The sequence below is a fragment of the Rhizobium sp. P2_G2 genome, from assembly GCF_056403555.1.
This window is the reverse complement of sequence record NZ_JBFUFF010000105.1, coordinates 1-20748: the sequence shown is the minus strand read 5'-3', so window position 1 is coordinate 20748 and position 20748 is coordinate 1. Positions and strand designations below refer to the sequence as shown.

Annotated in this window: 19 protein-coding genes; 10 read left to right on the top strand and 9 right to left on the bottom strand. The window is 60.8% G+C overall.

Annotated features, from left to right (window positions below; all coding sequences use genetic code 11):
• Positions 1 to 177: 177 nt before the first annotated feature.
• On the bottom strand, positions 178 to 438 hold the full coding sequence (locus AC1D06_RS35940; RefSeq protein WP_477875629.1) for an accessory factor UbiK family protein: 261 nt from the start codon (positions 436 to 438) through the stop codon (positions 178 to 180).
• A gap of 176 nt (positions 439 to 614) precedes the next feature.
• On the opposite strand from AC1D06_RS35940, the gene lgt reads away from it, so the two are divergent.
• The 6 genes from lgt to AC1D06_RS35910 all read left to right on the top strand — a co-directional run bounded on the left by lgt (position 615) and on the right by AC1D06_RS35910 (position 7913).
• Positions 615 to 1460 carry a prolipoprotein diacylglyceryl transferase gene (lgt, locus tag AC1D06_RS35935; protein ID WP_477875628.1) on the top strand — a complete coding sequence of 282 codons (846 nt, stop codon included), beginning with the start codon at positions 615 to 617 and terminating at the stop codon, positions 1458 to 1460.
• A 7-nt stretch (positions 1461 to 1467) separates the two neighbouring features.
• On the top strand, positions 1468 to 2562 hold the full coding sequence (locus tag AC1D06_RS35930) for a class I SAM-dependent methyltransferase (RefSeq protein WP_477990482.1): 1095 nt from the start codon (positions 1468 to 1470) through the stop codon (positions 2560 to 2562).
• Between the two features lie 175 nt (positions 2563 to 2737).
• Positions 2738 to 3535, top strand: coding sequence for a peptidoglycan editing factor PgeF (pgeF, locus tag AC1D06_RS35925; protein WP_477990481.1), 798 nt, complete (start codon positions 2738 to 2740; stop codon positions 3533 to 3535).
• A gap of 4 nt (positions 3536 to 3539) precedes the next feature.
• The gene (locus AC1D06_RS35920; RefSeq protein WP_477990480.1) at positions 3540 to 4691 is read left to right on the top strand and encodes a M24 family metallopeptidase; all 1152 of its coding nucleotides are present in this window, start codon (positions 3540 to 3542) and stop codon (positions 4689 to 4691) included.
• A 74-nt stretch (positions 4692 to 4765) separates the two neighbouring features.
• Entirely contained in the window at positions 4766 to 5530 is a 765-nt protein-coding gene (locus tag AC1D06_RS35915; protein ID WP_477990479.1) for a hypothetical protein, read from the top strand.
• 199 nt (positions 5531 to 5729) lie between these two features.
• Positions 5730 to 7913 carry a DUF4189 domain-containing protein gene (locus AC1D06_RS35910; protein WP_477990478.1) on the top strand — a complete coding sequence of 728 codons (2184 nt, stop codon included), beginning with the start codon at positions 5730 to 5732 and terminating at the stop codon, positions 7911 to 7913.
• Between the two features lie 57 nt (positions 7914 to 7970).
• Here the strand turns inward: AC1D06_RS35910 and AC1D06_RS35905 are convergent, their stop codons facing one another.
• A complete protein-coding gene (locus AC1D06_RS35905; RefSeq protein ID WP_477990477.1) occupies positions 7971 to 9464 on the bottom strand; it encodes an AMP-binding protein in 1494 nt (497 codons plus the stop codon).
• A 20-nt stretch (positions 9465 to 9484) separates the two neighbouring features.
• Positions 9485 to 10309 (bottom strand): p-hydroxycinnamoyl CoA hydratase/lyase, encoded by an 825-nt coding sequence (locus AC1D06_RS35900; RefSeq protein WP_477990476.1) that lies wholly within the window; start codon positions 10307 to 10309, stop codon positions 9485 to 9487.
• 112 nt (positions 10310 to 10421) lie between these two features.
• On the opposite strand from AC1D06_RS35900, the gene AC1D06_RS35895 reads away from it, so the two are divergent.
• Positions 10422 to 10862 carry a MarR family winged helix-turn-helix transcriptional regulator gene (locus tag AC1D06_RS35895; RefSeq protein WP_477875620.1) on the top strand — a complete coding sequence of 147 codons (441 nt, stop codon included), beginning with the start codon at positions 10422 to 10424 and terminating at the stop codon, positions 10860 to 10862.
• A gap of 76 nt (positions 10863 to 10938) precedes the next feature.
• Here AC1D06_RS35895 and AC1D06_RS35890 read toward each other — a convergent pair whose 3' ends face one another.
• Positions 10939 to 11685, bottom strand: coding sequence for an SDR family NAD(P)-dependent oxidoreductase (locus tag AC1D06_RS35890; protein ID WP_477875619.1), 747 nt, complete (start codon positions 11683 to 11685; stop codon positions 10939 to 10941).
• Between the two features lie 157 nt (positions 11686 to 11842).
• On the opposite strand from AC1D06_RS35890, the gene AC1D06_RS35885 reads away from it, so the two are divergent.
• Positions 11843 to 12424, top strand: coding sequence for a TetR/AcrR family transcriptional regulator (locus tag AC1D06_RS35885; RefSeq protein ID WP_477990475.1), 582 nt, complete (start codon positions 11843 to 11845; stop codon positions 12422 to 12424).
• Positions 12425 to 12520: 96 nt separating this feature from the next.
• On the opposite strand, the gene AC1D06_RS35880 is transcribed toward AC1D06_RS35885, so the two are convergent.
• On the bottom strand, positions 12521 to 13789 hold the full coding sequence (locus tag AC1D06_RS35880) for a type II toxin-antitoxin system HipA family toxin (RefSeq protein ID WP_477990474.1): 1269 nt from the start codon (positions 13787 to 13789) through the stop codon (positions 12521 to 12523).
• A complete protein-coding gene (locus AC1D06_RS35875; RefSeq protein WP_477990484.1) occupies positions 13786 to 14052 on the bottom strand; it encodes a helix-turn-helix domain-containing protein in 267 nt (88 codons plus the stop codon). The genes AC1D06_RS35880 and AC1D06_RS35875 overlap by 4 nt, the downstream gene beginning before the upstream one ends.
• Before the next feature lie 516 nt (positions 14053 to 14568).
• Here AC1D06_RS35875 and AC1D06_RS35870 point away from each other — a divergent pair.
• Both AC1D06_RS35870 and AC1D06_RS35865 read left to right on the top strand, forming a co-directional pair.
• Entirely contained in the window at positions 14569 to 15504 is a 936-nt protein-coding gene (locus AC1D06_RS35870; RefSeq protein ID WP_477875617.1) for a ribose-phosphate pyrophosphokinase, read from the top strand.
• An 85-nt stretch (positions 15505 to 15589) separates the two neighbouring features.
• Entirely contained in the window at positions 15590 to 16453 is an 864-nt protein-coding gene (locus AC1D06_RS35865) for a hypothetical protein (RefSeq protein ID WP_477990473.1), read from the top strand.
• A 318-nt stretch (positions 16454 to 16771) separates the two neighbouring features.
• Here AC1D06_RS35865 and AC1D06_RS35860 read toward each other — a convergent pair whose 3' ends face one another.
• From AC1D06_RS35860 to AC1D06_RS35850, 3 genes are all read right to left on the bottom strand, one after another.
• A complete protein-coding gene (locus AC1D06_RS35860; RefSeq protein WP_477875615.1) occupies positions 16772 to 17491 on the bottom strand; it encodes a substrate-binding periplasmic protein in 720 nt (239 codons plus the stop codon).
• Between the two features lie 31 nt (positions 17492 to 17522).
• Positions 17523 to 19886 (bottom strand): putative bifunctional diguanylate cyclase/phosphodiesterase, encoded by a 2364-nt coding sequence (locus tag AC1D06_RS35855; RefSeq protein ID WP_477990483.1) that lies wholly within the window; start codon positions 19884 to 19886, stop codon positions 17523 to 17525.
• Positions 19887 to 20115: 229 nt separating this feature from the next.
• Positions 20116 to 20718 (bottom strand): 50S ribosomal protein L25/general stress protein Ctc, encoded by a 603-nt coding sequence (locus tag AC1D06_RS35850; RefSeq protein WP_477875614.1) that lies wholly within the window; start codon positions 20716 to 20718, stop codon positions 20116 to 20118.
• Positions 20719 to 20748: the final 30 nt, after the last annotated feature.

Below are 20748 nucleotides of genomic sequence, written 5' to 3'. Positions count from 1 at the left end.
GCCCCATGGTTCGCATTTTCGGCAAATCGAGAATCGGAGAGCCGGATAATCAGATTCAAATTCTGGAGATAACCGACTCTCGGAAAAAGGTTTTTCGGCCCTATCCACAGGGCCGGATTTTTCTGAAGATAACGTCAAACGGGCTGTGGATAATCTCCAAGCCCGCTATCCACAGATTTACTTGGAAAGACTGGCGATTTTCGCCTCGAGCTCGGCAAGCCTCGCGGTCAGCACGTCATTCTCTTCACGCGCCTTCACTGCCATTTCGCGCACGGCTTCGAATTCCTCGCGCTTGACCAGGTCCATGCTGTTGAGCCAGCGCTCGGCTTGCGCCTTGAAGGCGGTTTCCACTTCCTTGCCGACACCCTGCACAGCACCGGCGGCGTCCGTCATCAGCTTGGCGAAATCGTCGAGAATGCGATTGGATCCGGTGTTCATCGATGCCTCCGAAGGTTCAACCCTATGGTCTTTCAGGTAGGAGCAAGCCCGGTCGCTTGCAAGCAAATTCCACCTGAGCGGCAAATTTCCGGATCGCGAGAGAGGCTCTGTTGCCGCGAAAATAACCTTGCTATAAGCCGCCCTCAGCACCCGAACGGACAATCGGACCCAAAGCCTTGATCGAAGCCTTCCAGCAACTGGCGATCCTGCCCTTTCCCAATATCAATCCGGTCGCCCTCCAGATCGGCCCGATCGCCGTGAAATGGTATGGCATTTCCTATGTCGTCGGCATCCTGCTCGGCTGGCTCTATGCCCGCACCATCGTCTCGACGCCCAGACTCTGGCGCAGCGACACGCCTGCGATGACCAAGCTCGACATCGACGATTTCGTCTTCTGGGCGGCGATCGGCATCGTGATCGGCGGACGGCTGGGCTATGTGCTGTTCTATGATCTGCCCGCCTATGCCTCCAACCCGCTCAGCGCCTTCGAGATCTGGAATGGCGGCATGTCCTTCCATGGCGGCATCACCGGAACGGTGATCGCGATGATCCTTTTCTCCTATCGGCGCAAACTCAGCGTCTGGTCGCTGTTCGACGTCGTGGCCGCCTCCTGCGTCTTCGGCCTGTTTCTCGGCCGCATCGCCAATTTCATCAATGGCGAGCTCTACGGCAAGGTAAGCGACCTGCCTTGGGCGGTGGTTTTTCCCGCAGATGAACCCTTCGCCCACCACCCGAGCCAGCTTTACGAAGCCAGCCTCGAAGGCCTGGTCACCGGCCTGGTCCTTGCTTTCCTGATCTTCTTCCGCCGCGGTCTTAAAACGCCCGGCCTCGTCTCCGGCGTCTTCGTCACGCTCTATGCGCTGTCGCGCATCCTGGTGGAGTTCGTCCGCATGCCGGACGGTCAGCTCGGCTATCTCTATGGCGGTTGGCTGACCATGGGCATGCTGCTCTCCACCCCCATGCTGCTGATCGGCCTCTGGGGCATCTGGCGGGCCAGGGCGGCGGCATTGAAGCTCGCATAGGCGCCGCATGACCCCGCTCGCCGAAAAGATAAGGGCGATCATCCGCGTCAACGGACCGATCAGCGTCACCGACTATTTTGCCCTTTGCCTCGCCGACCCCGAATACGGTTATTACAAGACCCGCGACCCGTTCGGCCGCGGGGGCGATTTCGTCACCGCGCCGGAAGTCAGCCAGTTGTTCGGCGAGATGATCGGCATTTTCCTCGTCCACGCCTGGGAGCGACACCTCAAGCCGAAGCGCGCCGTCCGCATCGCCGAGATTGGCCCTGGCCGCGGCACGATGATGGCAGACATTTTGCGGGTCGTCGCGCGGCTCGCGCCCGAACTCTACGAGATCGCCACGGTCCACCTTATCGAGACCAGCCCGGTCCTGGCCGAAATACAGGCCAAGACTTTGGCCGCCCATGCCGGCAAGGCGCATTGGCACAATGGCTTCGACGAACTTCCGGATGGATTTCTACTGCTGGTCGGCAACGAGTTCTTCGATGCCGTACCGATCCGCCAGTTCGTGAAAATACCGCAAGGATTTCGCGAGCGTCTCGTCGGCCTCGACGGCAATGAAGGGCTGACCTTCGCCGCCGGCGTCGGCGGCGTGGATCCGTCGCTACTGCCCGCCGGCCACCGTGACGTGCCGCCCGGCACCATCGCCGAAATCGCCCCGGCCCGCAGCGCCGTCATGCAGGCAATCTCCGACCGGCTGTTTAGATCCGGCGGCACCGCGCTGTTCATCGATTACGGCCATCTGGCACCTGGCTTCGGCGACACGCTGCAGGCGGTGCTGAACCATGCATTCGATCCGCCCCTCGCCCATCCCGGCGAAGCCGATCTCACCAGCCATGTGGATTTCGCCGCTCTGGCGGAGGCGGCGCAGTCGTGCTCCGTCCATGTCAACGGCATGATGGCACAGGGCGAATTCCTGCTGAAACTGGGAATCGCCGAGCGCGCTGGCGCATTGGGAGCCGGCAAGGATAGCGCACAGCAGGCGGAAATCCTGACCGCGGTCGAACGACTGGTCGGCGACCGGAAAGGTGAAATGGGTGAACTTTTCAAGGTCCTCGCCGTTTCCAGCCCAGAAGTGAAGCTGACGCCGTTCGAGGCTTGAAACTGCATTCGGCAATTGTGTCTTATCCGGCAGGGGTGGAGCAGCGCGGCGGCGCCCGACCCAATATTTGCCAATTGACACCCATGCCCGTCACCGCCATCTATGTCGCGTTTGACGGTCGCGGGGACCGGGCCGATCCGTCTATATGTTCGAATCAGAAATACGAGGCCACCCGATGAACGTAGCCCCCAGATCCGGCCTGTCGCCCTTGCAGAGCCCGCTGCTTGCGGAAACCGCCGGCCGCGTTGCCCACGGTTTCTTCAGCCGAAAGGGCGGCATGTCCGAAGGCCCGCTCTATGCCGGCCTCAATGTCGGCCTCGGCTCGAAAGATAATCCCGATCATATCCGCGAAAACCGCGCCCGCGTCGCCAACTGGTTCGGCACTGACACCGATCATCTCGCGACACTTTATCAAATCCATTCGCCTGACGTGGTGACGGTCACCGACGCGCCGTCCGAGCGTGCCGAAGCCGACGGCCAGGTCACGACCCAACCCGGCATCGTGCTCGGCGTCCTCACAGCCGATTGTGGTCCGGTCCTATTCGCCGACGCCCAGGCGGGCGTGATCGGCGCTGCCCATGCCGGCTGGAAGGGCGCGTTCACCGGCGTGCTTGAAAACACCATCGAAGCGATGATCCGCCTCGGCGCTGCCCGCGAGAACATTGTCGCCAGCCTAGGCCCGTCGATCGCGCAGAAAAATTATGAGGTCGGGCCGGAATTCGTCGAGCGCTTCATCGCCGCCAATCCGGACTGGGCAAAATTCTTTGTCTCTTCCGTCAAGCCCGGCCATAGCATGTTCGATCTGCCTGGCCTGACCGTCAGCCGTCTCGAAGCTGCCGGCATCCGCGCCGAAAACCTCGACATCTGCACTTATGCCGACGAGGAGAATTTTTTCTCGTATCGCCGCACCACCCACCGCCAAGAGCCGGACTACGGCCGCCAGATATCGGCAATCATGCTCAGGGAGAGTTGACACCATGGCTCTGCATTTCACCCGGGAGGAATTTGCCGCCCGCCTCGAACTCCTCAAAGCCCGGATGAAGGAGGAGAAGCTCGATGCTCTCCTGCTCTTCGCCCAGGAGAGCATGTATTGGCTGACCGGCTACGACACGTTCGGCTACTGCTTCTTCCAGTCGCTGATCGTCAAGGCAGATGGCCAGATGGTGCTGCTCACCCGCTCGGCTGACCTGCGCCAGGCGAAGCTGACCTCGATCCTGGAAGACGTCCGCATCTGGGTCGACCGCATCAATGCCGACCCGGCGCTCGACCTCAAGAACCTGCTGATGGACCTCGACCTGCTGGGCAAACGCATCGGCGTCGAATATGACACGCACGGCCTGACCGGTCGCAACGCCAAGCTGCTCGACCACCAGCTGGTGAGTTTCGGCACGCTGGTCGACGCCTCCTATATCGTCAGCCGCCTGCGCCTGGTCAAAAGTGCCGCCGAAATCGAATATGCCGAAAAGGCCGCCGCACTCTCCGACGATGCGCTCGATGCAGCGCTTGCCCTGATCAAGCCCGGCGCCGACGAGGCCGACATCCTCGCCGCAATGCAGGGCGCGGTGTTCACCGGCGGCGGTGATTATCCGGCCAATGAATTCATCATCGGCTCCGGCGCCGACGCCCTTCTGTGCCGCTACAAGGCCGGCCGCCGCAAGCTCGACCCGGTCGACCAGCTGACGCTCGAATGGGCCGGCGCCTATGCTCATTATCATGCACCGATGATGCGCACCGTCATTGTCGGCACGCCGAACGACCGCCAGAAGGAACTCTATGCCGCCTGCCGCGACGCCATCGAGGCGATCGAGCTGGTGCTGATCCCGGGCAACACCTTCGGCACCGTGTTCGACACGCATGCGCGGATCATGGATGAACGCGGGCTGGCCCGCCACCGACTGAACGCCTGCGGCTATTCCGTCGGCGCCCGCTTCTCGCCGTCATGGATGGAGCATCAGATGTTCCATGTCGGCAATCCCGAGCCGATCCTGCCGGGCATGACGCTGTTCGTCCATATGATCATCATGGATTCGGAAACCGGCACGGCCATGACCCTCGGCCGGACCTACCTTACCACGGCGGAAGCGCCGAAAAGCTTGAGCCGCCATAGCCTTGACATGATTTCCATATGACAATTGGGAATTGACCCCTGGCGACGAAACGATCATAAATTTCGCCATTGGGGCAAAGGCGGAGGTTTTGAGTCATGCGCGGGCTTTATCATGCGTTGGCCGCCGCCAGTCTTTGCCTCCTGCTTTCCGCCTGCAACACCGATGCGCTGACGCCGAAGGCCGATGTCCCGAACGCCGACAGCACGCAGACGGCGCGCAACGACCAGCCGGTCGAACGGCAACAGACCCACAAACGCTATCCGAAAATCGATGAGGACGCGTCCAGCCAGCCGGATGACAATGGCCAGGCGCCGCAAAACACGCTGGAGGCCCAGCAGCAGGCGCTGGACCGGGGCGACACCAACCCGTCGATGACCCAGCCCAACAACACCGTCGTCGCCAACAATACCCAGCAGACGACGACGCTGAGTGCCAATCTCTATAAATCCAACAGCGACGCCAAGCCGGCAAACAACCTCTACAGCGCCAATACCAACGCCGAAACGATCCGCTTCCTGCCGATCATCGGCGCACCGGTGCAGGCGGTGACGCCGCTGTCGCGCGAGCTCGGCAATTCCGCCCGCGCCAATGGCCTGGTGATCCGCGGCTCCAGCGACCAGACCGCCAAGCATGTGCTCAAGGGCTATCTTTCCGCTTTCGCCGACGGCAAGAAGATCACGGTCGTCTATGTCTGGGATGTGCTCGACAATGCCGGTTCCCGCCTGCACCGTATCCAGGGCCAGGAAAGTGTGCCGAGCCGGGCCTCCGACGCCTGGTCAAACGTGCCGCCTGAAGTCATGCAGCAGATCGGCAATGCAACGATCGCCGAATATATGAAGTGGCTGCAGTCGCAGGGCTGAGCCTCAGGAACGGGGCTGCGCCACGCACGCTCCGCGAAGGCTTGAGCGCCTAAATTGGCGATTTAGAGAGCGAAATAGGACAAGCCGCAATTCGTCCTAATCTCGCCAATCTGCCCAACTACAAGCGGCAAAAAAGAATTCAGCCCAAAAGAATTCAGCAAGGGACGGCATTCAACGTGAACCATGGAGTTTCACACACGTGACGGATATATCAGTCAGGCATGACCCCTCTTCGGGTGCCGCCGCGATCGAAATCCGCGGCGCCGAACTGAGCGAGACACGCTTCCGGCTCCGCGATCCCTATACCGAAAAATATTTGACCAAGCGTGGCTGGTCGAAGAATGCGGCAATTCTGCCCTCCGAGGCGACCACCGCCGATGGCCTTGTCACCGTCCCGATCGCCGCCGAACTGGCGCGCCGGATCGTGCCGGGGACCAACCTCGTGCTCGACCAGCCCACCGGCGAATTCCAGGAGCTTCTGACCTGGCCATTGCCGATCGCGATGCCGATCGAACATATCCTTGCGGAAGAGACGCCGACTGAAGACACTGATGACAATGCAAACGAGGCTGACGAAGCAAATGCTGCCATCGTCGCCGCGCCGATTGTCGCAAACATGACAGATGGCGTTTCGGCGACGGAAGCCAAGACTCCGACAGAGACAATACCGGTCGTCAAGGCCGAAACCCCGGCGGAGACGAAGCTGGCTGAAAAGACCCAACCTCCGGTCGAGGAGATCGGGAAGGCAGATGCTGGGCCAGCCAAACCGGCTGTGGTGAAGGCATTGGCCGGCGACAAGCCTTCCACGCCTTCCGAACCGCTGCTGCTGGATTCCTTCGAACCGTCGATCATGCATGACGATCTCGATGATGACGACAGACGCGACAGCAAGCCGGAGCCGGCTCTGCTGGGCGACAACGACAACGGCCCCTCGACCTGGAAACCCATTGCCATCGCCGCCGCGATCTGCCTTGTCGCCGGCACCGCCATCGGGGCCGTCTGGAACGGCTATGGCAGCAGCACCGCCATGAAAGAGATGCGTGAGGCTGCGGCCAACCAGATCGAACGGCAGAAATGGGAATTCGATCGCCAGCTCAAGGACGCCAAGGCAGCCTCCCTGAACAAGAGTTCCAGCAGCCTGGCAGGCGAGACGAAGAAGCTGATGGCGGACCGCGACGCCGCTCGGAAAAGCCTGACCGAAAAAGAAAAGACCATCACAGCACTGAAGGCCAAGCTCGCCACCGCGACCACGCAATTGGAAGCGGTGAAGACGGACGCCAGCGACAAGGCAAAGGCCGAGATTGCCGCGCTCGGCAAGAAGATCGGATCATTGAGCGCCGATCTCGACAAGGCCAACAGCCACCTCGCAGATCGCGAGCAGGCACTGCACGATGCCCAGGAAAAGCTCGCAGACGCCAGTGATAGCCTTAATTCCAGCAAGGAGACGGCCAAGCAGGAAGCCGAGGCGCTGAACGACGACCTTGCCAAGCAGACCGGCGATCTCAACAAGCAGATGGATGGGCTGAAGCAGCAGGTGGCGCAACGTGACTCGCAGTTGCGCGACGTGCAGGCCAAGCTTTCGGTCGCCAATATCCAGATCGACGCTTTGAAAACCATTGCCAACAAGACGACGGAAGCCGGTCTCGAAAAGGGCGCACTCGATCAGAAGGTAACCTCGCTTTCGGCTGAGCTCGACAAGACCCAGCAGCAGCTCTCCGACCGCGAACAGGCTCTGGCAGACGCCAACACCAAGCTCAAGGACGCGGAAGCCAATCTGGCCTCGGCCAACCAGCGCAACGAACAGCTTGTCGCCGATGCGGACAACAACCAGCAAGGCGCCACGCAGGCGTTGCCGCCGCAATCCGAGACGTCCAGCCGCCTGCAGGAGGAACGCGACCTCTATGCCGACGAGCTCAAGAAAATGACGGCGAGCTTCACAGCGCTGCAGCAGCAGAAGACCGACCTGGAAAAGACGGTGGCCGAACTGCAGACAAAGTCGAAGACCAGTGACGACAACACCACGACAGCGCAAATCCCTCAGGAAACGATCTGGGGCGCCACCGCGATCGATACGTCGGGCGCCGTCTATCACCTGCAGAACCAGCCGAGCAAGGATGCTGCGGTGACCAATGTCAATGAAATGTGCCGCAACAAGTCCGGCTCACATTGCGAGACGCTGGCGACCTATTCCAATTCCTGCTTCAGCCTGGCGCGCATTCAGGGAGAGCAACCGACCGGCGACAACTTCGCCTATTTCATCCATAAGGATTCGAGGAAAGCGGCCCAGACGGCACTGGAACGCTGCGAAAGCATGGGCGTGGCCTGCACGACGCGCTTCACCTCGTGCTCTCCGGAAAGCGATGCCAAAGCGGATCTGAACTGATCGGCTATACGGCTGGGACGCGGGCTATTTTTCGTCCGCGTCCCTCAACAACGAACGCTACCGATCCCTGAGCAGATTCTTCAGCACCTTGCCGGCGCCACTGCGTGGCAGGCTCTCGATCAAGACGAATTCCTTCGGCACCTTGTAGCGCGCGATAGCATTGGCGCAATGCTCGGCCAACGCCTCGACTGTCAGAGTAGCCCCTGGTGCCGCCACGACGAAAGCGCGGCCCACCTCGCCCCATTTCGTATCGGCGATGCCGATCACGGCCGCTTCCCGCACATCCGGATGCGCAATCAGCACAGCCTCGACCTCGACCGGATAGACATTCTCGCCACCCGAGATGAACATGTCCTTCTTGCGGTCGACGATGGTGACAAAGCCGTCCGCGTCTCGCCTGCCGAGGTCACCGGTGCGGAACCAGCCATCGGCGGTGAAAGCCCGCGCCGTCTCTTCCGGCCGCGCCCAATAACCCGGCGTGACGCTCGGGCCAGAGACGAGGACCTCGCCGACGGCACCTTCCTCCACGACTTCGCCCGCATCATCGGCAAGCCGCATGGACAGAGCCGGCGGCGGCAGGCCCGAAGATCCGGCCTTCTCGGCAATCCGCGCCGCGTTGAGCGGCATGCCGAGCAGCGTGCCGGCTTCGGTCATGCCATAGCCGTCGACCATTTTGACGCCCTGTTCCAACCACCAGCGGATATTGGCTGGCGGATTGGGGGCACCGCCAGTGAACAGCGCTTTCAGCGTCCTCCAGCGTTGCGGCTCGAAATTGGCCGCCCCTTTCAACGCGGCCGCCATTTGCGGCACGCAGAAATAATGCGTGACGCCGAGACTTTCGGCCGCCAGCCGATCATTGGTGGCGACGGGATCGAACCCGGCCGACATCAGCACCCGACCGCCCTGCAGGAGCGGCGACTGGATAGAGGTGATCAGGCCGATGACGTGGAACATCGGCGTGTCGCAGAGGAAAACACTGTCGTGCCCGACCTGTCCCAGCACGCCGAAATTTGCCGCGGTGGCAAACGCGTTCTGCCCGGTGATCAGCACGCCCTTCGGCTTTCCCGATGTCCCTGATGTGTAGAGGATGATGATCGGCGCATCGGCTGGCGGCAGTTCCCGCCGTTCGGAGGGCTCGGCAGCGGCGGCACTAGCCGCAAGTGTCGCAATATCGAGAGGCCGACAACCAGCCGGCAGATGCATCGAAGTAGAATCTTCGTCCGTCACCAGCATCGCCGGACTACAGTCGGCAAGGATTTGCGCCTGCTCCTGGCGCGAAAGCCGCCAGTTGACGGGAACGAAGATCGCCCCCAGGCGCATCGCCGCCTGCTGCAGGATGAGCAGATCGGCGCTGTTGCGGGCGATCGTGGCAATTCGCTCCCCGGTCTGAATGCCGAAAGCGTCGGCGAGCCAGGCCGCCATCCGGCCGATCGACAGGTCGAATTCGCGATAGGTCCATTGCCGGCCGCTTGCGAGATCGACGCAGGCGACTTTATCCGGCGTGGCGCGGGCATGCAGCACCACCGGGTCGGGTGTTTTCCAGTCTGGCATCCTCCTCCCTCCCTGAGCCGCTAGCCTTTGGACTTGTCGTAGGCGCCCAATCCGGGCTTATATGATTTCTCATCTATGAACTGCCGGATGCCCTCCTTGCGGCCGGTATTGTCATGGAAATTCGCCGCCTCCTGGGCGCGCACGAGAAAATCCTCGGCATTGTCATAGGTCATCTCGGCCACGCGGCGGATCGCGTCCTTGGTGGCTTTCAGCGCCACCGGGTTCTTCGTCAGCAGGATCTTGGCGATCTCGGTCACGCGGTCCTTCAACGCCGCGAGCGGCACGCTTTCATTGACAAGCTTCCAGGCCGCTGCCTTCTTGCCGTCGATGAGTTCGCCGGTGAGCGCGTGGTACATGGCATCGCGCATGGACAGCAGATCGACAACCACTTTGGTTGCCCCACCGCCCGGCAATATGCCCCAGTTGATCTCGGAGAGCGCGAACTGCGCTTCGTCAGCCGCAACGGCAAGATCGCAGGCAAACAGCGGGCCATAGCCGCCACCGAAACACCAGCCGTTGACCATCGCGATCGTCGGCTTCTGGTACCAGCGCAGACGCCGCCACCAGCCATAGGATTCACGCTGCGCACCGCGCGTGGCACCAAGGCCCTTGGCCTCGGTCTCACGGAAATATTCCTTGAGGTCCATGCCGGCCGACCATGCCGCGCCTTCGCCGCTGAGAACCAGGACGCCGACATCGTCGCGGAACTCGATCGCGTCGAGCACCTCCATCATCCGCCGGTTCAACGCCGGGCTCATCGCATTGCGCTTGTCTGGCCGGTTGAACCGCACCCAGGCAATTCCGTCCTCGATGTCGAAAGCCACCGTATCTGCTATTTCACTCATGATCTCTCCTCCTCGCCGCCGCCCAGTCATGCTAGAGCGGGACGCCGCTATTGCGCGGCCGATAATTGCTATATGACATAGCAATATGGATTTGGCAAGACATGGACCTCGCATGAACGACACGCCACCAAAAGTCAGACTGGACGACCTGATCGGCTACAATCTCCGCCGCGCCTCGGCACTGATGATGAGCGACTTCGGCGACATGTTCGCAAGGACATTTCTCAGGCCGACGAGCTTCAGCGTCGCTTGTGTCATCGACGAGCAGCCGGGCATCACCTCGGCCGAGATCTGCAGGCTGTTGGGATTGCAACGCGCCAACATCGTCGCCCTGCTGGCGGAGCTGGATGAGCGAAACATCATCCTCAAGCGGGACGACGAAGAGGACAAGCGCATCCAGCGGCTCTATCCTAATCCGGAAAAACGAAACGAGCTCGACAGCTGGCGTGCCATGGCCGCACGGCACGAGCAGCGAATGCTCGCTCGACTGAGCTCGCAAGAGCGAGACCTTTTCCTCGACATGCTGCGCCGAATCTGGCGGGAGCAGGAATGAGGCCGGGCGTCGTGCGCCCGACCTCCTTGACCGTCAGCGGCTGGCCACAAGGGCGCGCCCGCACTTCACACTCTGGTCAGCCGGCATTCTTGCCGCCGTCGGCGCTGTAGATCTGGCCGGTGACGAAAGTCGACTTGTTGGAACCGAGGAAAACGATGACATTGGCGACTTCGTCGGCATGGCCGATCCGCTTCATCGGGATGCTCGCCGCCAAGGATGCCTTGACCTCGTCGCTGCCGGCAAACCGGTTCAGCATTCCCGTCTCCGTCGCCCCCGGCGCCACGGCGTTGACGCGAATGCCTGCCTCGGCAAGCTCGAGCGCCGCGGCCTTGGTCAGGCCTTCCACGGCGTGCTTGCTGGCGGTGTAGATGGAGGTATAGGCGGCGGCGCGGTGGCCGAGCAGCGACGAGACGTTGATAATGCTGCCACCGCCGTTGGCCTTCATCGCATTGATCTGATGTTTCATGCCAAGCACCGTGCCAACGACATTGGTGTCGAAGGTTTCGGCAATGCTGTCCGCGGTCTGGTCGGTGATCGGCCCGATCTGCCCCTCGGTGCCGGCATTGTTGACGGCGACATCAAGCCGTCCGAATCGGGTCACGGTCCTGTCGACAAGCGCCCTCACCTCGTCCTCATGACGCACGTCCGCCTTGACGAATTCCGCCTCCGTGCCCAGGCCGCGCAGCTCGTCGGCCAGCGCCTCGCCCGCCTCCTGCCTGCGGCCGGAGACCACGACCTTGGCGCCTTCGCGGGCAAAGGCGACTGCGGCGGCACGGCCGATGCCGGTTAGTGCCCCGGTGATGAGAACCACTTGTTCGCTCATATCTGGAAAACTCCTTGTTGGACGATGCGTACCTTCATAACTGCATCCACCGGAAAAATACGGACGTACATATTTTAATTCAAGACCCATCAATACGCTCGTACATATTTTTCTCGATTCGCTTGACGAAACCACCCCGCTCCACCACTTTGTCGGCATGTCCAGAACATCGAACAGGGATAAGATTCTCGAAGCAGGCCTGCGGGTCGTTCACGAGCATGGCTACGCCAATGCCAGCGTGCGTGACATCGTCGCCGCCGCCGGCGTGCCGCAGGGTTCGTTCACCAACCATTTCGCCTCCAAGGAAGCGTTCGGCTTGGAGATCATCGATCGCTACCTGGCGGCGACGAGAGACGTGCTGGAAAAGACGCTGCTCGATGACACGCGCCCGCCGCTACAGCGGCTCGAAGCCTGCATCGACACCGGCCGCGATCTCTTGAATGGGGATTGCATGCGCCGGGGCTGCATGCTCGGCAATTTCACCGCCGAAGCCTCGGTGGACAGCGAGCAGATGCGCAACAAGCTGCTATCCGTTTTCGACGAAATCGAAGCCGCCTACGCCTATTGCCTGCGGGCGGCGGTCGAAGCGGGCGAGGTCCCCGCTGATCTCGACGTGACGGAGACGGCTGCGCTGATCCTGCAGTCCCTGCAAGGTGCGAACCTGCTGGCCAAGGCGCATCGGGACCCTGCGCCGGTCGATCGCTTCAAGAAAACGCTATTTGAGAAAATCCTGAAATAGGCCGACCTGGGGCGGCAGATGCATCCATATATCAGGGGTTATGTAGGAATTGCCCCCAGCTCCCTCTGCATTTCCGCAAGCTTCTGGGATCGGACCTCACGGAGAGCGGCTCTCTCCGTCGGCAGCCGGTATCGCCTTGGAAGGAGCAATCGAATCCTTCCGATGTTCCTGCATCGGCTCTGAATCGAGATAGATGGAAAGATAATCCAGATCTGCCGACGTCACGCCGCACGCGGCGAACACCGTCTTCCACTCACTGACCCAGCCGGCCACCTCGTTCCATTCATTCCGCGCTTCGTCTTTTGACATGCCGAAATGTGGGGCGGCAGCCATTGCGTGTCCAATGCCAAAGTCGTTCTGACGCTTCGGGTCACTGGAAATCTGGATCGCCTGAAGACCGAGGCCATTCATCTGAGGTGGAATATCGAATGCCGGTGAGAGCTGCCAGTCGCCGTCCTCGCCGCGCAGGAACGCGTGGTTCTTCGTATGATCGTCAGTGTTGTCGATCATGATATTAAACGCCATTCTTCGAAAGAGTTCGCGCTGTTGCGAACGGATTTCCCCCGTCGCGCAATGTCGACGCAACAGGGACGAGAGTGTCGCGTATGTGTCATCGGCCTCTGCGGCAAGCATCGTCCGGGCAGACACGCCGTGGACTCGCCTTGATCCCCTTCGGTCGAAACGCCCAACCAGCAAGATGTGATCGACGCCGCCCGGCAAAACCTTCGAAGGGGCCACATCAAGACCTGTCTGCCTGGCAAGCTCCATTGAGGCATGCTCGATCAGGAGCTGATCGACATTGCTTCCGCGGGGGAATTTGGCGATCCACTCCTGTCCCTCGTCTTCTATGAGCATTTTTGGGTGAGCGCCCCCAAGGCTGGCGCTGCTGGCGATGAGTTGGCGTTCGCGTTCCCCAAGACTGTCCCTGTCGAGGACGCGAGTGATAAGCGCTTCTGCTTCGAGAAGGGATTCCACGTGCAACAAAGGAGGTTCTGGTGACGGCCGGTATTCGTCGAAGCTGGATGATATTCCCAACGCGCCAAAACGATGGTCCCCCGCGTACCAGAGCAGATCCAACGGGCTCATGCGTGGCGGGCGGAAAACGATGCGGATCATGCGCTCCCCCCATCGATCCGGCATTGCATCGTCCAGAGCGCCCGGCGCAAGCAGATCGCGCTTGGGAGCATGAATTCGCGTCCCATGCCCGATATCCGGAGAAATCTCGAAGCCGGACCGCCGCCATTCGTCATCGAGTTCAAGCAGGCATCGACGAAAACTGCTTTCGAGACGCACCTCACCGACCAGGCGAGGATTTTCGACGTCGCCGAGGAACCAAACCGCCAGGGACGTACCCTTGAAGCTCATTTTACTTCTCTTCTCCGGCTTGCGCGGTCGACATCCAGCATGGTCGCGTAGTCATCGTCACCCGGCCTCATGAGATCAGCAAGAGCGGCCGATTTCCCGAATACCCAGAGCGCCGTCGCATAGACACCTATAGCCACCTTGGCGTCTCCCGCTTCCATGCGTCGCAGGGTTGGAACCGAGATCCCGATCCGTAGCGCCATGGCGCGCAGGCTTTCGCCCCGCCGCTCCCGCGCTATCCGCAAATGTTCGCCGAGAGCGGCCAAACCGGCGACCGCTGCGCCGGGAAGGATAGCAATCGCAGGAGAAGCCTTTGACAAAACTTATGCTTTCACAAATAAGGTTATTTGTGAATATATATGTTCAAATCCGTTTCGATCAAGTGTCCCACGGTCGAAAATGGTCGCGAAGCATATTTGTGGTATTCGCGCCGGCTCGTCGATCCGTATCACGTCATCGAACGCGTCCGCGGGTGTTGCCGCACCCCGATCTCGGAACGGATCGCGTTGATGCGCCCACCGATCTCACTCCTCTTCAGCTCGGTTCGGCGGCGATGTTCATTCAAATACTCAAAGGGCATCGGTCTAAAGGCCGCGTGGCGGCCGATCCCAGTCTGGTGGTAGCTCTTGCATAAGGTAGCGTATTTCTCGTGACATAGAAGGATGCGATCATATCGACATGGCCGTGGCAAAAGGCCGATTTGGAAAACCGTTGAATCCGCTTGCATTCAAGCGAAAGCTGGTTATTAAGCCCGCATCCGGCATGTAAACAGGCAACGGGTCATGAAGGTTTTCTCGGGCAATTCCAACCGGCAGTTGGCCGAGGCGATCTGCACCTATTTGAATGTGTCACTTGGCAAGGCAAGCGTCCGGCGGTTCGCCGACCAAGAGATTTTCGTCGAAGTTCAGGAGAATGTGCGCGGCGAGGACGTCTTCGTCATCCAGTCGACCTCCTACCCAGCCAACGACAACCTGATGGAACTGCTGATCATGATCGACGCGATGCGCCGGTCGTCGGCGCGACGCATCACAGCCGTTCTTCCCTATTTCGGTTATGCCCGCCAGGACCGTCGCGCCTCTGGCCGCACGCCGATTTCAGCTAAGCTGGTGGCCAACCTGATCACCGAGGCCGGCGCCCACCGCGTGCTGACGCTCGACCTGCATGCCGGCCAGATCCAGGGCTTCTTCGACATTCCGACGGACAACCTGTTCGCCGTGCCGGTGCTGACGCGTGACATCAAGTCGACCTACGACCTTGACAATGTCGTCGTCGTGTCGCCGGATGTCGGCGGCGTGGTGCGCGCTCGCGCGCTCGCCAAGCGCCTCAATGACCGCAACCTCGCCATCGTCGACAAGCGCCGCGAGCGCGCCGGCGAATCCGAGGTCATGAACATTGTCGGCGACGTCCATGGCAAGGACTGTCTACTGATCGACGATATCGTCGATTCCGGCGGCACACTCTGCAACGCGGCGGATGCGCTGCTCGCCAGCGGCGCCAAGAGCGTCACAGCCTACATCACCCACGGCGTGCTTTCCGGCGGCGCGGTTGACCGCGTCTCTTCGTCGCAATTGCGCGAACTTGTGATCACCGATTCCATCCAGCCGCCCACCAGGGTGCTGTCGGCGCGCAATATCCGGGTGATTTCCACGGCACCGCTGATCGGCGAGGCGATCAATCGCACCAGCCTCGAGGAATCGGTGTCGAGCCTGTTCGACTGATAATTTTTGGGGAAGAGTCGGCAGGGCAACTGACATAATCCCGGCATAATTGATAAAATGAAACTCTAATGGGGTGGAGATTCATTTGGCACTGACTGCAGACGATATTCTCGCTCTGCCGGCGCTGCACGATCACGTGCAGGCGCAATCGGCAAGAATGCTTCATATGTTCAGCAGCGATTCCCGGCTGTCGGCGACATTCGCGACGCAACAGCGCTGGCTAATGTCCCATATCGGCCTGTCGCTGCATTTTCGCGCATTGAGCAGCGGTTCGGGCGGCGGGCTCTACCTGTCGAGCTTCCTCGAAGGAGTCGAGCAGCACCGTGTCGCCAGCCGCAATACGGCCGACGCCTATATCAAGGAACTGGTGAAATATAAATATGTCACGCTATCGGTAGCCGCCCATGACCGGCGGCTTCGGCCCATGCTGCCGTCGCAGCCCGCGATCGACATGCTGGCCGGCTGGCTGCAGTCCCATCTTTTCACCCTCGATGGCCTGACCGACGGCCGTCGGTTCGCGACATTCCAGGCAAACCCATCCGCCCTGGTTGGAGTCCAGCCGCTGGTCGCCGACGGTCTGCTTGCCGCCAAGGCGGTGCGGCAGCCGGACAAGACCTTCTCGCTATTCACCTGGCTCGACAATGGCGGCCTGGTCATGGACTGGCTGATCACCAACATGGAGCAAGCCCCCCTCGAAGCCGAACGCGTCCGGGTCGGGGCCTTTTCTGTCGGCGAAATGGCCGCGCATCTCAGCCTGTCGCGAACCCACCTCGCCCGCAAGCTGAAGGAGGCCGAGGACCTTGGCTCGATCGGCTGGGAGGGGCGCCGCGGACATTCGGACCTCTGGGTGTCGGCCGGCTTCCGCCAGGAATATATCACCGCGCAGGCTGTCAAGCTCGCTATCATCGACCAGGCCTGGGAAGCGGTACTCGGGCCGCAGAGCAGCTAAATTACGGTGTTCCAAAAAGAATATGCAAGGGGCCTATCGGCGTGGCTGCCAGCCTCCTGATCACAACGGTCTATGGCTGCCTTACGGAAAATCCGATCGCGGACGCACATGCATCCGCTCGAAAACGCAATCCCAGATTACATCCAAAAATGGTCTTTTGCAGCATCGCGGTTTCAATTGACCAGGATCCCGGCCAGACGTAATCGTGAAGCGTCGCGAACCGGCATGGCACCCGAGTCCAATTGCCCTGCAGCAAAGCCGCGCGTGACCCCAACCGGCTTTGCGCCTCGGGTGCCGTTCGCGGCAGTGCTGTCGGTATCAGTTGCTCTGCTGATCGAGCCCGTATTGTTTGAAGAGCCGATCCTGCGTCCCGTCATGGATCAGCCGGTTGAGGCTCGTCTGCATCTTAGCGATATCCTGGTCGGCGACGCTCTTGTTGCAGGCGATCGAATAGATCTGTTCGGTCAGCAGGAGCACGGTCTCGACATGTACGCCGTCGCGCTTGAGCTTGTCGTAATATTTTTCCGAAACCGGCATCAGGTCGATCCGGTCGGCGAGCAGTTTCTTCAGGGTAAGATTGAAATCACTCGCCAGGTCAACCTTGGGGAACTTCTTCTCCTTGAGCAGATCAGCGGTGAAATCGCCGCGCTGGGTGCCAACGACAAACTTCGTCGCCTCCGCGAGCGTGCCAGGATTGATACCGGAGCCGCTCCTGCGGATCAGAACCGTGCGGTCGAGGAGCAGCGGCTCGACCCATTTGAAATGCTTGTCGCGTTCCTGGTTATGTACCGTCGTGAAGATGCAGGTCATATCCTGCGTCTCCGCCAGCGCCAGCGCATGCGCCCATGGCATCATTTCGATCGAATATTTCAGGCCGGCGTCTTTCATCAGCAGGTCGACCTGGTCGACCGAGGCGCCCTTGTAGGCGCCCGCCTCGCGATAGGAGAAAGGCGGATATTCCTCCGTCACCAACTTGAGGGGATCGGCATGAGCCGTCGTTGCAACAAGCAAGCTCGAAAGAAGAATCCAAATTTTCAAGGCACGCTCCTGTCTCGTGATATCCATGTGTCTAAGATACAAATTGCTTTGCCGCCGGGATGCGCCCTTCCGGGAAGGCATATTTCTCGATGATGTCACGGCTCGGCATTGGCCGGCTGAACAGATAGCCTTGACCGGCATCGACGCCCATCTGGGCCAGCATGTCCTGCTGCTCCGCCTTTTCTATACCTTCGGCGACCACCAGGCAGTTCATCTGGTGGGATATGGTATTGATCCCTTCGACCAGCATCCGGCTCTTCTTGCGCGCCAGTTCCCCGTCTTCGGTGAGCGAGCGGACGAAGGACTGGTCGATCTTGATAATGTCCACCGGGAATTTGTGCAGGTAGCTGAGCGATGAGTAGCCGGTGCCGAAATCGTCGAGCGCCACGCGATAGCCGGCCTTGCCGAAAGCTTCGATGATCTGCTGGATCAGTGGATTGTGGTGCATCAGCACCGCTTCGGTGATCTCGATGACGATATTGCGCGGCGACACGCCATTGCGCATCAGGGTCATCATCATCTTTTCCGGCAGGCCGGGCTCGAACTGCAACGGCGAGATATTGACGGAGACATAGATCTGCCGCAGCGCCTCATGCTGCTGGAGATGAGCCAAGTGCGCCACAGCCTTCTCGAAAATGCGGTCGCCGACGCGGATGATGGCGCCGGTCTCCTCGGCATTTTGGATGATGCCGGCAGGCGGTATGACGCCCTGTTCCGGATGGATGAGGCGCATCAACGCTTCGAAGCCGGCAACACGGCCGGTCTTAAGGTCGAGGATCGGCTGCAGATAGGCGTCGAACCAGTCTTCCTTGAGCCCCGTTTCGATATAGGCTTCGATCTTGGCCCGGTTGCGGGCGGCATTGGCGAGCGTCGGGTCGAAGAGCCGCGCGCCGTTCTTGCCGTTGCGCTTGCGCGCATACATGGCGAGATCCGACTTCTGCAGCAATTCAGCAGCATTCTCGGCATGTTCCGGATAGAGCGCCACGCCAATCGAAGCGCTGAGATTGAGCGTCTGCCCATCGACCTCGAAAACCTGCTCGATGGCGCGGCTGATGCGGTTCGAAACGTCGAGCCCGGTCCGCTCTGCGGCGGAAGCCGACAACAGGATGGCAAATTCATCGCCGCCGATCCGTGCGATCGTATCGACAGAGCGTAGTTGCGAGCGCATTCGCGCCACGACCTGCTGCAGCACCCGGTCGCCAACGCCGTGGCCGAGCGTGTCGTTGATCCACTTGAAGCGATCCAGATCGACGAACAGGCAGGCGAGTGCAGATTTCTCGCTGTCGGCGACTTTGATCTTTTGCTCGAGAGCATGTTCAAAACCCTGGCGGTTGAGCAGGCCGGTCAGGTGATCGGTGATCGCTTGCAGATGGTTACGCTGCTCGGCGGCCTTGAGTTCGGTGACGTCGGTCATCACCGCCAGCGACAGTTCGCCCTGCATCTCGCTTTCGGCGACCGTTGCTTCCATGATCAACACGTCCAGGAAGCTGTCGTCAGAGCGGCGGAATTTGACCGTGATGCCGCCGGCAACGCCATGGCGTGCCTCGTAGATCGGCCGATCGGTGTCGATGACGAAGCTCTCGAACGACTGCCCGATCACGTCATCGCGGTCATAGCCGGTCGCACGCAGCCAATAGTCGCTGACCGCCGTCAACCGGTCGCCGGCGTCCACCGAGTAGAGCATGGCCGGCGTCCGGTTATAGATATTCGTCGCGCGTTCGTGGGCCAGCCGGATCTGTCGCTCCTCGGCGGCCAGATGGTCCTGCATTTCGTTGAAATTGGCGGCGAGCGTGCCCATTTCATCGCCGGAAACCCAGTCGACCTTATGGCGAGAGCCGAGCCGCCGCGTCGCCTCGATGGCCGCCGTCAACCGCGCCAGCGGCTTGATCACCAACTGCCGGTTTCCGACGATCGCGGTCACGAAGACGACGAGCACGGCGAAGACGAAGATGGCGATGATTGCCCATTCGTCTCGATAGGTGCCGTCGAACAGCGACCGCCGCGCGACATACATGTCGATCTGGCCAACGGTCTTGAGCCCCTCGATCGTCCGATACGTGATCGGCAGGGAGAGGCGCGTGGAATTGCCGACATCGGCCTTCTCGGGCATCGCCACGTGAATCTGGCCCGAGAGATCGTGGACCGCGATCTGCACAACGACGTGGCTGGCTGCCATTGCCTTGACGATCTGCTCGACGCTTTCGTCATCGAAATCCCAGAGCGGCTTGCCGAGCGCCTTGGCGTTCGCCTCGATCATGATCTGGCTGCGGTCGGCGGCATCCTTGGCGGACCTGCCTTCGGAGAGATGGAAAAACAGGACGAAGAGAGGCGCGACGACCAATACCAGGACGGCAAAGATGATCGAAATGAAGCGGTTCTCGACTGAATGCGTCAACATCGGCGCAATTCGACCCCTGGAACTTCCGCAACGCGAATTTCATACCGTGGCTGATGCGTGCCCCCCAGCCCCTTCGTCCGCGTTCTTACACCAGCATGTCTTAAATTCTGCTGAAAACCGGAACCGCAATTCTATTCACGGTCCGGGCGCACAAAACGAAACCCCGCCGGCAGGGGAACCGAGCGGGGTCAGTCGTTCTTTGATGATGCGGGAGACCCGCCTTGCATCAGGCCTCGGCAGCAGCCTCTTCGGTAACGCCGGCGGCCGGAGCGACGATCGTGGCGATCGTGAAGTCACGGTCGGCGATAACAGGGGTCGAACCCTCGGGCAGCTTGACCTGCGAGATGTGGACGCCGTCGCCGATCTTCAGGCCGCTGAGGTCAGCGGTGAGGAATTCCGGGATGGCATTGGCCGGGCAATGCAGCTCGACTTCGTGGCGCACGATGTTGAGCACGCCGCCGATCTTCATGCCGGGCGACTTTTCGCCGTTGACGAAGTGGACCGGCACTTCAACGGTCACATTGGTGGTCGCCGACACGCGTAGGAAATCCACATGCACAGTGGTATCCTTGACCGGGTCGAGCTGGTAGTCCTTCGGCAGGACGGAGATCTTCTTGCCGTCGACGTCGATGGTTGCCACCGTCGTCATGAAACCACCGGCATGGATCTTGAGCGTCAGCTCCTTGACCGGAAGCGCGATGGAGATGGGGGCCTGCTTGTCACCATAGATGACCGCAGGAACGAGGCCGTTGCGGCGAAGTTCGCGGGAGGACCCCTTACCAACCCGATCGCGCAGCTCGGCCTTGAGCTCGTAAGCAACGTGGCTCATGGCTATTCCTTTCTAGTGTTATGGAGGGTC